The 12,804-nt window shown below is 68.6% G+C and carries 7 protein-coding genes; 4 read left to right on the top strand and 3 right to left on the bottom strand.

Annotated features, from left to right (window positions below):
- Positions 1-65 precede the first annotated feature (65 nt).
- Positions 66-3,521, top strand: coding sequence for a hybrid sensor histidine kinase/response regulator (locus tag ACZ6YI_RS01750; RefSeq protein WP_465777156.1), 3,456 nt, complete (start codon positions 66-68; stop codon positions 3,519-3,521).
- 10 nt (positions 3,522-3,531) lie between these two features.
- Here ACZ6YI_RS01750 and lptG read toward each other — a convergent pair whose 3' ends face one another.
- Together lptG and lptF are read right to left on the bottom strand one after the other, a co-directional pair.
- On the bottom strand, positions 3,532-4,629 hold the full coding sequence (gene lptG, locus ACZ6YI_RS01745) for an LPS export ABC transporter permease LptG (RefSeq protein WP_465777155.1): 1,098 nt from the start codon (positions 4,627-4,629) through the stop codon (positions 3,532-3,534).
- Positions 4,629-5,732, bottom strand: a complete 1,104-nt coding sequence (gene lptF, locus ACZ6YI_RS01740; protein ID WP_465777154.1) for an LPS export ABC transporter permease LptF — start codon at positions 5,730-5,732, stop codon at positions 4,629-4,631. Before lptF ends, lptG begins: the two co-directional genes overlap by 1 nt.
- A gap of 97 nt (positions 5,733-5,829) precedes the next feature.
- Here lptF and ACZ6YI_RS01735 point away from each other — a divergent pair, with 97 nt between their 5' ends.
- Complete coding sequence (locus ACZ6YI_RS01735; RefSeq protein WP_465777153.1) at positions 5,830-7,317, top strand: leucyl aminopeptidase; 1,488 nt, start codon at positions 5,830-5,832, stop codon at positions 7,315-7,317.
- 9 nt (positions 7,318-7,326) lie between these two features.
- Positions 7,327-7,749, top strand: coding sequence for a DNA polymerase III subunit chi (locus ACZ6YI_RS01730; RefSeq protein ID WP_465777152.1), 423 nt, complete (start codon positions 7,327-7,329; stop codon positions 7,747-7,749).
- 193 nt (positions 7,750-7,942) lie between these two features.
- Here ACZ6YI_RS01730 and ACZ6YI_RS01725 read toward each other — a convergent pair whose 3' ends face one another.
- A complete protein-coding gene (locus ACZ6YI_RS01725; RefSeq protein ID WP_465777151.1) occupies positions 7,943-10,699 on the bottom strand; it encodes a valine--tRNA ligase in 2,757 nt (918 codons plus the stop codon).
- A 79-nt stretch (positions 10,700-10,778) separates the two neighbouring features.
- On the opposite strand from ACZ6YI_RS01725, the gene ACZ6YI_RS01720 reads away from it, so the two are divergent.
- The gene (locus ACZ6YI_RS01720; protein ID WP_465777150.1) at positions 10,779-12,692 is read left to right on the top strand and encodes an ATP-dependent DNA helicase; all 1,914 of its coding nucleotides are present in this window, start codon (positions 10,779-10,781) and stop codon (positions 12,690-12,692) included.
- The last annotated feature ends 112 nt before the right edge of the window (positions 12,693-12,804 follow it).

Below are 12,804 nucleotides of genomic sequence, written 5' to 3'. Positions count from 1 at the left end.
TCCGTGCCGGACTAGGAACTAGGCGTATGCACCACACGCACTTGGCGAGATGGATTCTCGTGGCAATGGCTTTCGCCGTTGTCATCATGCCCGCGCGGGCGAGCAGCATGCCGCCCGTTCCCACGCCGCAGTTCCGCAGTTACGGGCTGCACGAGGGCCTGCCGAGCAGCAAGGTCAACGCGGTCGCGCAGGACGGGCCTGGCTTCGTGTGGGTCGGCACCGCATCGGGGCTTTCCCGCTTCGACGGCGTCTCGTTCACCACGCCGCCCCTGGGGCCGGACGCAGCGCACGCGCTGCCGGCCGCGGCGGTTACCGCCCTGTTGGTGGACAGGGAAGGACGCATCTGGATCGGCGGCGCCGAACTTGGCCTGGGCCGCTACGATCCCGCGACCGGCGGCTTCATCCACTGGCGCGATGGCCTGGTCGATCCCGACGTGCGCGTGATCGCGCAGACCCGCGACGGCTCCATCTGGGTGGGCACGGCGGATGGCCTCGACCGGATCGGGCCCGACGGCAGCGATCCCGAACACTTTGGCGCAGGGCCCGGTGAACTCGGTTCGACATCGGTCCACGCGCTGCGTGCCGACGACGACGGGCGGCTGTGGATTGGTACGGACCAGGGTATCGATGTGCTGGAAGCCGACGGACGCAAACTGCAGCACGCCTCCTTCGATGATGGCGAGGCGCCGCGCGTGCTGGGCATCGATGTGCATGGCCCGGATGTCACCGCCGCCACGTCGCTGGGCCTCTACCGGCGAGCGGCGGACGGCACCTTCCGACGGGACCGGCGCATTCCCGCCATGCCGGTGTACGGCACGCTTGCCGATAGCCATGGAACCACCTGGATCGCCAGCATGGACGGCCTGCTGATGCTCGACCGCCATGGCCGCGTGCACGGGGTCGCTGGTGCGTGGACCGCGCAGGGCGGGCTGCCGGGCCGATCGGTGCGCGGCCTGATGGAGGATCGCGAGCACGGCCTGTGGTTCGCCTTGAACGATGGCGGGCTGGGCTACCTTGGCCCCAGCTGGGAAGACTTCACCCGCTTCGCCCACGTGGCGACCGATCCGCAGAGCCTGCCGGGCCGGACGGTGACCGCGGTCGCCGAACACGGCGATGGTCATCTCTGGGTCGGCGGATTGCGCGGCTGGGTGCGGGCGTTCGATCCCGCGACGGGGCGGACCGGGCGTGCGTTCGACATCGGCACGGCGCGGATCCAGGCGTTGCTGGAGACGCGCATGGGCGACGTGCTCGCCGGTACGGTGGATGGCCTGACCCGTATCCACGCCGGGCGCGTCGTGCCCTGGCTGCGCGATGAGATCACCCGGCCGGTTACCACGATGACCCAGGCCCCCGACGGCACCGTGTATGTCGCCGCCGTTGGCGAAGGCGTTTTCGCGCTTGGCCCCTCGCTACGGCATGCCGTGCCCCTGCTTTTTGACGAACCGCGCCGTGGCGCGTTCGACACTCGCCAGATAGAAATCGTCGGCGGCGACCTCTGGCAGGCGAGCCTCGCGGGGCTGGCGCGGCGCGACCGCTACGATGGCCGCATGCGTTTCATCACCGGTGTCGCACCGGGGCGCGTCAATGCCTTCGAGCCCGATGAGGACGGCTTCTGGGTCGTAAGGCCCGGCGTGCTCGAGCACTACACCTGGGAGGCCGGCCGCGCCGTCCTCGATCGTTTGCTCGGGGGCGCGCAAGGTTTCCCGTCCGCCGACATCCTCAACATCCGCCGCGATGCCACAGGCCGGCTGTGGATGTATGGGCAGACGGGGGTGTGGCGTTTCGATCCACGCACGGGTGGCTTCCGCCCGTTCGGCCTCGCCGACGGCCTGGCGAATGGCGAGTTCACCCATGCCACCACGGTGCGGCTCGCCGATGGCACCACGTATGGCGCGACGCTCGGCGGCCTGGTGGGTTTTCGTCCGGACCGCCAGCGCGACCATTCGCGCAAGCCCGGGGTCGCGGTGCTCGGCGCCAGCGTGTTGCGCGGCGGCAGGCGCATCGCGCTGGAACCCGACGGCGGTGTCTTCCGCCTTGCGTGGGACGACCGCGAACTCAGCGTGCGCGCACGCGCGCTTTCCTATGTGAACCCCGACCGCAATCGCATCGATTTCATCCTCGGGCGCGGCGCCGAGCGCAGCGTCCTCCGGACCGGCAAGGAAGGTGAGGGTCAGTTCGCTCCGCTGGCCCCGGGCGTGTATCGCCTGGACATCGTCGGCCGCGGTCGCGATGGCATCGATGGCGAACTGCCCGCACCGCTCGCCATCGAGGTCGAGGCGCCGCCGTGGCTCCGCTGGTGGGCATGGGTCGCTTATGCGCTCGTCGCACTGGTCGTGGTCGCCGCTGTCGTGCATGCGGCGCGCTCGCGGGTGGGCCAGGCGATGCGCGTGCAGCTCGCCGAACAGCAGCAACGGCTGGCGGAAGAGGCCAACGCGGCGAAAACTGAATTCATGGCGACGCTCGGTCACGAGATACGCACCCCGATGACCGGCGTGCTCGGCATGGCCGAGCTGATCTCGCGCACCCCGCTGGACGAGACGCAACGCGCTTATGTGGAGGCGGTGCGCCGCTCGGGTGCCATGCTGCTGCGCCTGGTGAACGATGCGCTGGACCTGACCCGGATCGAGGCACGCCGCCTGGTGGTCGAGCCGGAATGCACATCGCCGCGCGCGATCGCCGAGGCGGCGATCGACCTGGCCACCGCCGCTGCGCACGAGAAAGGGCTCGCGCTGATACTCGACGTGGACCCGCAGGTACCGCGAGCCCTGCGTGCGGACCCGGTGCGCCTGCGCCAGATCGTGCAGAACCTCGTGAACAATGCCGTGAAGTTCACCGAGCGGGGTGGCGTAACGGTGCAACTGGCCTGGCGCGATACCTCGTTCGAGCTGGTCGTACGCGACACCGGCCCCGGCATCGATCCGGCCTTGATGGGGCGCCTGTTCACACGCTTCGAGCAGGGCGGCACGAAACAACGTGGCGAAGGCTCGGGCCTGGGCCTCGCGATCTGCCATGAGCTCTGCACACTGATGGGCGGCCACATCGCGGTGGATAGCGCGCCCGGCACGGGCAGCGTGTTCACGGTGCGCCTGCCGCTGCCCGAATGCGCGTGCAAGGGCCAGGCGTGTGCCGCGGGCGCGGCCGTGCCGGAGCGCGATGCGGGGCGCCGGGTCTTGCTCGTGGAAGACGATGCCGTCATCGCCGACGTCATCGCAGGGCTGCTGCGGCAGCGCGGGAACGAGGTGGCCGTGGTGGGCGATGGCCTGCAGGCGCTCGCCGAGCTGTCGCGCGCATCGTTCGATGTGATGCTGCTCGACCTGGACCTGCCGGTGATGGATGGCTTCCAGGTGGCGCGCATGGTGCGCCGGATGGAGCAGGCCGCGACCATGCCGATCATCGCCGTGACGGCGCGTTCCGCGGGCGATGAGGGAGAGGCGGTGCGCGAAGCCGGCATGGATGCGCTGTTGCGCAAACCACTGACCGGTGACGGGCTCGCGGCCGCGCTCGAGGGCGTGGCCGCGTGATCGGTGCGCGCTAGCCGAAGCGGCGGAAGTAAGCGAGCGCGCCGGCGACCAGCAGGCCCGTGGGCAACAGGTTGGCGAGGAGCGGCGGCAGGCCGTACACCGTGCCGAAGTTCACCATGGCGCCCTGCAGGAAGTACCAGCCGATCGCGAGGATGATGCCGATGAAAAGCCGCTTGCCGAAGCCGCCCGAGCGCAGCGAGCCGAAGGCGAACGGCATCGCGCAGAGCACCAGCACCAGCACGTTGAACGGGAAGATCACCCGGCCCCAGAACGCGACCGCGTAGGCGCCGGGGTTCTGGCCGTTGGATTCCAGGTAACGCATGTTCCGGCGCAGGTCGGACATGGAGAGGTATTCGGGGTGGATGATCGACTGCTCCAGCACGTGCGGGTTCAGTCGTGATTTCCAGGTCTGGGTCGGGGCGGTCAGCGAATGGATGCCGGCCGCGTCGCGCGTGCTCGTGCGGACGTTGGTCATGACCCACTGGTTGCCATCGTGGATCGCACTGTCGCCATGCGAGAACTCGGCGACCTGGCCATCAGGGGTGAACGAGAACACCCGCACGTCCACGAGCTTCACCGTGGTGAGGTCGCCTTCCTGCGTGGCGATGGCGGACTTCGCGTTGATGATCTTGCCGGCATCGCGTGCCCAGAGGCCGCTGCTGGTCGAGCCGAGGTTGCTCGAGCGCATGCGCACCTGGATGGCCTGGGCGTGCTGGTCGCCATAGGGCGCGGCCGTTTCGCCCATGATGACCACCAGCACGGTCAGCGCGGCGACCACGCCGACGGCCGATACGCCAATGCGCAATTTGGACATGCCCGCCGCGCGCAGCGCGGTGAGCTCGCCGGTGGCGGCCAGGCCACCCAGGCCCAGCAGGCCGCCGATGAGGGCGGCATTGCTGAACATCTGGTACAGGCGCCGCGGCACCGTCAGCATGATGTAGGCGATGGCGTCGTACAGCGTGAAGCCGTTCTTGCCGATGTTGCCCAGCTGGCGGACGAACTGGGTGAGCGCGTCGAAGCCGGTCAGCACCAGCCACACCAGCAGCAGGGTGCCAAGGACGCTGGCGCCGATGAGGCGGTCGGCACGCTTGATCGTGAGCGTGGCCATCAAGCGGTTCCCTTCACGCGGCGCGGCGCATTCTGCCGCCAGAAGATCCAGGCGGCGATGCTGAAGACAATGGCGTGGAGCACCCAGATCGGCGCCGACGTGCCCAGGCTGCCCTTGATGATGTGCGCGCGGGCGATGAGCTGCCACACCACGTACAGGAAGTAGGCCAGCACGGCGATCAGCAGGCGCCCGTAGCGCGCGTCGCGTGGCGCCTGCCGCGACATCGGCAGCACCATCATCATGAGCACCAGGGTCGACACCGGGGCGGCGAAGCGGGACACCAGCTCACCCAGGGCCTCGGCCGTCCCCGCCTTGAACAGCTGGACGGTGGTCGACTCGTGGGCCGGATCGGTGTCGTTGTCGTCGTCGCTGATGTTCGACAGGGACACGTCGTTGCGCTCGTACTTCATGCGCCGCCAGTTGTCGCCGGCGAGCGGGATTTCAAACTGCCAGCCATCGAACAGGGCGAGGAAGCGATCCTGGCCGTTGCTCTCCTGGTACATCTGGCCGTGTTTCGCGTTGACCACGCGAACCTGCGGATTGCCGTCGGAATCGACGCGGTCGGTCGCCAGGAAGGTCTTGCCCAGCACCGTGCCATCCCGGCTCAGGGAGTCGACGAAGATGATGCCGCCCTTGCCGGGCAGCTCGGTGAAGCGGCCGGCATCGAGGCCGGCGGCGATGACCGACTTGTTGGCCGTGGCGATCACCTGGTCCGCGGTGCGGGCCGACCACGGGCCCAGCCAGAGCGACAGCACGCCCACCGTGATGGTCGTGAACACGGCGAGCAGGGTGACCGGGCGGAGCATGCCGCGCGGGCCCATGCCCGACGAGGCCAGCACGTGCATCTCGCTCTCCCGGTACATCCGGCCCAGGGCGATCAGGGTACCGAGGAAGGCCGCCATGGGCAGCAGGGTGGAGAGCAGGTCCAGCATCTGCAGGCCCAGCACCTCGAACATGATGCTCGGCTGGATACTGCCGTTCGCCACCTTCTGGAGCACCCCCGCGAAGGCGCCACCGGCGAAGATGACCAGCAGCACAATGGCGGTCGCCAGGATGCCGTAGGCCAGTTCGCGGAGGAAGTATCGGTCGAGGATGCTGAGCATTTGGTAGAATTAGCGGTTGGAGCCGCGTCAGTCCCGGCCGGCAAACCTTAAGTCTAGCCTGTCCGCGCCCCGGACGGCTTTCGCAGGACAGTAAGTCATGACGGTTCAGTTCAGCCTTGGTTCCAATGCTCCCGAGTCAACCGCCACCCCGGTCGCCGTGGTCGGCGTCTATGAGAACGGTGTCCTGACCAGCGCCGCGGCCCGTATCGATACGGCCGCCAACGGCGCCATCAAGCGGCTTGTCGAAGCCGGTGACGTCACCGGCAAGGTCGGCAACGTGGTCACCCTGCTGCACCTGGCGGGCATCGCGGCAGCCCGCGTGCTGGTCGTGGGCCTGGGCGCCCAGAAGACCTTCGACGCCGCCCGCTACCAGCGCGTGACCCTCGAGGCCGCCCGCGCCATCGGCCGCCTGCCGGTCACCGAGGCGGCCAGCTGGCTGCCGGAAGTGGACGTCCCGGGCCGCGATGCCGCCTGGAAGCTCCGCGTCGCGGCGCTGGCCACCGACCATGCCGCCTACCGCTACACCGCCACGGTGAAGCCGCGCGACAAGGCCCAGCCGGAGCTCACCGCCATCACCTTCGCCGGCCCGGCCGATGCCGAGGCGGGCCTGGACCAGGCCCGCGCCATGGCCGAGGGCGTCCGCTTCGCCCGCGAGCTGGGCAACCTGCCGCCGAACATCTGCAACCCCAATTACATCGCCGAGCAGGCCCGCGCCTTTGCCGAGAAGCATGAGGGCGTCACCTACGAGGCCCTTGACCGCGCCGACATGGAGCGCGAGGGCTTCGGCTCGCTGCTCGCCGTGGCCCGCGGTTCGGCCAACGAGCCGCGCCTGGTCATCCTGCAGTGGAACGGTGGCAAGGACGGCGAGCGCCCCTACGCCTTCGTCGGCAAGGGCATCACCTTCGATACCGGCGGCATCAGCATCAAGCCGGGCCCGGGCATGGAAGAGATGAAGTTCGACATGGGCGGCGCCGCCGGCGTGCTCGGCGCCTTCGTGGCCGCGGTCGAGATGAAGCTCCCGGTGAATCTGGTCTGCGTGGTCCCGGCCGTGGAAAACATGCCGGACGGCAACGCCTACCGCCCGGGCGACGTGCTCACCAGCCTCGCCGGCATCACCATCGAGGTGCTCAACACCGACGCGGAAGGCCGCCTGATCCTGTGCGATGCGCTGACCTATACCGGCAAGCGCTTCGACCCGCACACCATGATCGATGCCGCCACGCTCACCGGCGCCTGCGTCGTGGCGCTGGGCAAGCACGCCTCGGGCCTGATGACCAAGGATGAATCCCTCTCGGCCGAACTGCTGGCCGCTGGCGAGGACACCCTCGACCGCGCCTGGCGCCTGCCGCTGTGGGACGACTACCAGTCGCAGCTGGAATCCGGGTTCGCCGACGTGGCGAACATCGGCGGCAAGTACGCCGGTGCCATCACGGCCGGCTGCTTCCTCGCCCGCTTCACCGAAGGCCGCCGCTGGGCGCACCTGGACATCGCCGGCACGGCGTGGGACGAGGGTCGCAAGGGTCTCGCCACCGGCCGCCCGGTGCCGCTGCTGACCCAGTGGCTGCTCGACCGCGTCAACGGCTGATCGCACCCGATGCCGCGCGCCGACTTCTACCTGATCGACAAGCCGCGTTTCCGCGAGGATCCGCTGCTGCTGGTCTGCGAGCTCGCGAAGCGGGCGTTCGGCGCGGGCCAGCCCACGCTGATCCTCACCCGCGATTTCGAGCAGGCCGAGGCGATCGACGAGTACCTGTGGTCGTTCGACGAAGACGCCTTCATCCCCCACCAGCTGGCGGGGGATGAGGACGACGAGAACACCGCCGTGCTCATCGTGCCGCCCGGCGTCGAAACCGCTGACCGGCCCATGGTGATCAACCTGCGCGATGTCTGCGCGCCGGGGCGGTTCGAGCGGGTGCTGGAGGTGGTAGCCGCGGACCCGGCCGAGCGCGATGGCTCACGAACGCGCTGGGCGGAGTACAAGCGCGGCGGGTTCGAAGTGAACAAGCACGATATGTAGAAAAGAAAACCCCGCCGAGGCGGGGTTTTTTCTTGGCGGATTCTGCGAGCACCCATTGCGTGCAAGCACGCTCCCACAACGGCTGTCGTGGGAGCGAGCTTGCGAGCGATCGGCCCCGCGGAAGAGCATCGTTCGCAAGCTCACTCCCACAAGGGCTGTTGTGGGAGCGCGCTTGCGCGCGATTGGGGGTGCCTCAGCCCCCCAGCTTGCGAGCCTGATCGCGCATGGCATCGGCCTGGCGCGTCCAGTCGGTGATGCGCTGGCGCTCCTGCTCCACCACTTCGGCCGGTGCATTGGCGACGAAGCTGGCGTTGCCGAGCTTGGCTTCGCACTTCCTGATCTCGCCTTCCACGCGGGCGATTTCCTTGGCCAGGCGGGCCTTTTCGGCGCTGACATCGATCAGGCCTTCCAGCGGGATCAGCGCGCGCATGCCGCCGACGATGGCGACCGCGGCGGCCGGCTCTTCGCCTTCAACCCACAGCGGCGACTCGACGCGGCCGAGGAACGCGATCTGGGCGGCGAACTTCGCGGCGCGAGCGCGATCAGCTGCATCGCCATCGGCGAACAGCAGCGGGATGACCTTGCCCGGGGCGATGTTCATCTCGGCGCGGATGCGGCGCACGCCGGTGAGCACGCCTTTCACCCATTCAATCTCGGCCGTCGCCGCGGCGTCGCCCGTGACATCCTCCGCCTCCGGGTAGGGACGCAGCATGATCGTTTCGCCCTCGATGCCAAGCACCGGGCGGACGTTCTGCCAGATCTCTTCGGTGACGAAGGGGATCAACGGATGCAGCGCGCGGAGCAGGGTCTCAAGCACGTGGACGAGCGTGTAGCGCGTCGATGCGATGGCGGCCTCGTCGGTGCCATTCAGCGCCGGCTTCGAGAGCTCGAGGAACCAGTCACAGAACTCGTTCCAGGTGAACTCGTACAGGGCCTGCGACGCGAGGTCGAAGCGATAGAGCCCGAGCTGCTCCTTCACCGTCGCCAGCGTCTCGGCAAGGCGGGTGAGGATCCAGCGCTCGGCTTCGGTCGTCGGCGCGACCTTGTGCACCGGGCCTTCGCCCAGGTTCATCAGCACGAAGCGCGATGCGTTCCACAGCTTGTTGACGAACGCCTTGTAGCCGGCGGCACGCTCCAGGTCGAACTTGATGTCGCGACCGTGCGTGGCAAGCGAGGCGAAGGTGAAGCGCAGGGCATCCGCGCCGAACGAGGGAATGCCCTCGGCGAATTCCTTGCGGGTGGCCTTCTCGATCTTCTCGGCCATCTTCGGCTGCATCAGGCCCTGCGTGCGCTTGGCCAGCAGGTCGTCCAGGCTGATGCCATCGATGATGTCGAGCGGATCGAGCACGTTGCCCTTCGACTTCGACATCTTCTGGCCATCCTTGTCGCGGATGAGGCCGGTGAAATAGACATCCTTGAACGGCACTTCGCCGGTGAAGTGGTCGGTCATCATGATCATCCGGGCGACCCAGAAGAAGATGATGTCGAAACCGGTGACGAGCACGTTGGTCGGCAGGTAGCGGTCGAAACCGCGCTCGGCCTGGGCCTGCGGATCGGGCCAGCCCAGCGTGCTGTGGCTCCACAGCGCCGACGAAAACCAGGTTTCCAGCACGTCGGCGTCGCGACGCAGCGCGCCGGTGTAGCCCTGTTCCGCGGCGAGCTTCGTGGCTTCCGCCTCGTCGTGCGCGACGATGATCGCACCGGCGTCGGTGTACCACGCCGGGATCTGGTGGCCCCAGGTGAGCTGGCGGCTGATGCACCAGTCCTGGATGTTGGTCATCCAGTGGCGGTAGGTGTTGATCCAGTTTTCCGGCACCAGGCGGACCTTGCCTTCCTCGACGATCTCGAGGCCGCGTGCCGCCAGCGTGTCCATCTTCACGAACCACTGCCACGTGAGGTACGGCTCGATGACCTGGCCGGTACGGTCGCCGCGCGGCACCTGCAGCTTGTGCTTCTTCGTCTCGACGAGCAGCTCCTGCGCCTCGAGGTCGGCGAGCACGGCCTTGCGCGCGACGTAACGATCCATGCCGCGGTACTTCGCGGGCGCAGCGTCGTTGATCGCCGCCTCGTCGGTGAGGATGTTGATCATCGGCAGGTTGTGGCGCTGGCCGATCGCGTAGTCGTTGAAATCGTGCGCCGGGGTGATCTTCACGCAGCCGGTACCGAAATCCTTCTCGACGTATTCATCGGCGATGATCGGGATCTGCCGGTCGGAAAGGGGCAGGGCGAGCATGCGGCCGATCAGGTGCGCATAGCGCTCGTCTTCCGGGTGCACGGCCACGGCGACGTCGCCCAGCATGGTCTCCGGGCGCGTGGTCGCGACGATCAGCTCGCCCGAGCCATCGGCCAGCGGGTAGCGGATCGACCACATCGAGCCGTCTTCTTCCTCGCTCACCACCTCCAGGTCGGAGACCGCGGTCTTCAGCACCGGATCCCAGTTGACCAGCTTCTGGCCACGGTAGATCAGGCCTTCCTGGTGGAGGCGGAAGAAGGTTTCGACGACAGCCTTCGACGGACCCGGGTCCATGGTGAAGACCTCACGGCTCCAGTCGCCGGACACGCCCATGCGGCGCATCTGGCGGCCGATGGTGCCGCCGGACTGGTGCTTCCACTCCCACACGCGCTCGATGAAGGCATCGCGCGTGAAATCGGCGCGCTGCTTGCCTTCGGCGTTGAGCTGGCGGGTCACCACCATTTCCGTGGCGATGCCGGCGTGGTCGGTGCCGAGCTGCCACAGCGTGTCGTAGCCGCGCATGCGGTGGTAGCGGACCAGCGTATCCATGATCGTGTGCTGGAACGCATGGCCCATGTGCAGCGTGCCCGTGACGTTGGGCGGCGGCAGCATGATCGTGTAGGGCGTGCCCTTGCCGGACGGCTTGAAGTAGCCGTTGGCTTCCCACTGGGCGTACCACTTCGATTCGATCAGGCTGGGCTCGAAACTCTTGTCCATGCGTAGGTTCCCGGCGCGCGCCCTGTAGGCGCGCTGTTTGACAGGCGAAAAGAGGGTGATTGTAGGCGATACTGGCCGGATGACTGAACACGAAGTGGCCGCGATCCTTGGCGCGGAGGGCCCGTTCGCCCGTGAAGTACCGGGATTCGCGCCCCGCGAGGCCCAGCAGCGCATGGCGGCCGCCGTGGCCGGGGCCATCGAGGAGCGCGACGTCCTGATCGCCGAGGCCGGCACCGGCACCGGCAAGACCTTCGCCTACCTGGTTCCCGCCCTGGAATCGGGCCGGAAAGTCATCGTTTCAACCGGTACCAAGGCCCTGCAGGACCAGCTGTTCTTCCGCGACCTCCCGCGCGTGCACCACGTGCTGGGCAGCCGGGCGAAGGTCAGCCTGCTCAAGGGGCGCGCGAACTACCTGTGCCTGTACCGGCTCGACCAGGCCGTACGCGAGGGCAACCCCGACCGCCAGCTCGCCACCCAGCTTTCCAGTATCCGTGCATGGTCGGCCCGCACCCGGCGGGGCGACCGGATGGAAATGGCCGATATTCCCGAAGATTCCCCGGTCTGGCCGCGGGTGACCTCCACCCCGGAGAACTGCCTGGGCAGCGAGTGCCGGTTCTTCGAGGACTGCCATGTCGTGAAGGCCCGGCGCGAGGCCATGGAGGCCGACGTGGTGGTGGTGAACCACCACCTGCTCATGGCCGACCTGGCGCTCAAGCAGGAGGGTTTTGGCGAGATCCTGCCCGGCGCGGATGCGTTCATCCTCGACGAGGCCCACCAGATTCCCGAGCTGGCCGGCCAGTTCTTCTCCCAGAGCATCGGCTCGCGCCAGCTGGTCGACCTGGGCCAGGACGCGCTCGCCGAGGCACAGGGCGTCACTGGTGCCACGAGCCAGCTGCTGGAGCCGGTGGAGGTCGTGCAGGACCTGGTGAAGCGCCTGCGCCTCGCGATGGATCCGCTGCCCAACCGCGGGCCGTTCGGCGCGCTGGAGCGGGACGCGGGCACCCATGAGCTGATCGGCGAGTTGCGCGACGTGGTCGCGGCGATGGCCGACCTCCTGGCCGGCCTGGGTGAGCGGTCGCGTGGCTTGGCAAATGTCCACGAGCGCGCGCAGATGCTCAGCCTGCGGCTCGACCGCATCGCCGAGGAGCACTCGGCGTCGGATGTGCGCTGGTACGAAACCTGGCCGCGCGGCTTCGCCTTGCACGCCACGCCGCTCGATCTCGCCTCGCCGCTCCGCGCGATGCGCATGGCGACGAACGCGGCGTGGATCCACACCTCGGCGACCCTGTCGATCGCTGGCGATTTCCAGCATTTCGCCCGCCAGCTGGGGCTCGAGGATCCGCGCACGCTGCACGTGGAAAGCCCCTTCGACTACGGGCGCCAGGCGCTGGCTTACCTGCCGAAGGATCTGCCGGATCCGTCGGCGCGCGACCACACGGACAAGGTCATCGCCGCCATCCTTCCCGTGCTCGAGGCGTCCGATGGCCGCGCGTTCCTGCTGTTCACCTCGCACCGTGCGCTGCGCCGTGCGGCCGAGTTGCTGGAGGGTCGGGTGCCCTGGCCGCTGTTCGTACAGGGCACCGCGCCACGCCATCGCCTGCTCGAGGAGTTCCGCCTGAGCGGCCGCGGCGTGCTGCTGGGTGCGGCCAGCTTCTGGGAAGGGGTGGACGTGGCCGGCGACGCGCTCAGCGTGGTGGTGATCGACAAGCTGCCGTTCGCCATGCCCGACGATCCGGTGCTCCAGGCCCGGCTCGAGGCGCTGGAGGAATCCGGCATCAACCCGTTCATGGGCTGGCAGGTCCCGACCGCGGTCATCGCGCTGAAGCAGGGCGCGGGCCGGCTGATCCGCGATGTGCACGACCGCGGCGTGCTGGTCCTGTGCGACCCCCGCCTCACCACCAAGGGCTACGGCCGCCTGTTCCTCGCCAGCCTCCCGCCGATGCCGCGTACGCGCGAACTCGCCGACGTCACGGCGTTCTTCAAGCCGACCTGAGCGCCGCCGCCGTCGTGGGGGGGGGGGGGGGGGGGGGGGGGGGGGGGGGGGGGGCCCCGCCCCCCCCCCCCCCCCCGCCCCCACGACGGGGGGGGCCCCGATATTAGGGGAG

The sequence above is a fragment of the Luteibacter sp. NPDC104163 genome, assembly GCF_055584245.1.
This window is presented reverse-complemented; position numbering and strand designations above follow the sequence as displayed.

Excerpts from the sequence above, each read along its gene's own strand:
- ACZ6YI_RS01750 (WP_465777156.1), top strand. The coding sequence starts at position 66 with ATGGCTTTCGCCGTTGTCATCATGCCCGCGCGGGCGAGCAGCATGCCG.
- lptG (WP_465777155.1), bottom strand. The coding sequence starts at position 4,629 with ATGGCCACGCTCACGATCAAGCGTGCCGACCGCCTCATCGGCGCCAGC.
- lptF (WP_465777154.1), bottom strand. The coding sequence starts at position 5,732 with ATGCTCAGCATCCTCGACCGATACTTCCTCCGCGAACTGGCCTACGGC.
- ACZ6YI_RS01735 (WP_465777153.1), top strand. The coding sequence starts at position 5,830 with ATGACGGTTCAGTTCAGCCTTGGTTCCAATGCTCCCGAGTCAACCGCC.
- ACZ6YI_RS01730 (WP_465777152.1), top strand. The coding sequence starts at position 7,327 with ATGCCGCGCGCCGACTTCTACCTGATCGACAAGCCGCGTTTCCGCGAG.
- ACZ6YI_RS01725 (WP_465777151.1), bottom strand. The coding sequence starts at position 10,699 with ATGGACAAGAGTTTCGAGCCCAGCCTGATCGAATCGAAGTGGTACGCC.
- ACZ6YI_RS01720 (WP_465777150.1), top strand. The coding sequence starts at position 10,779 with ATGACTGAACACGAAGTGGCCGCGATCCTTGGCGCGGAGGGCCCGTTC.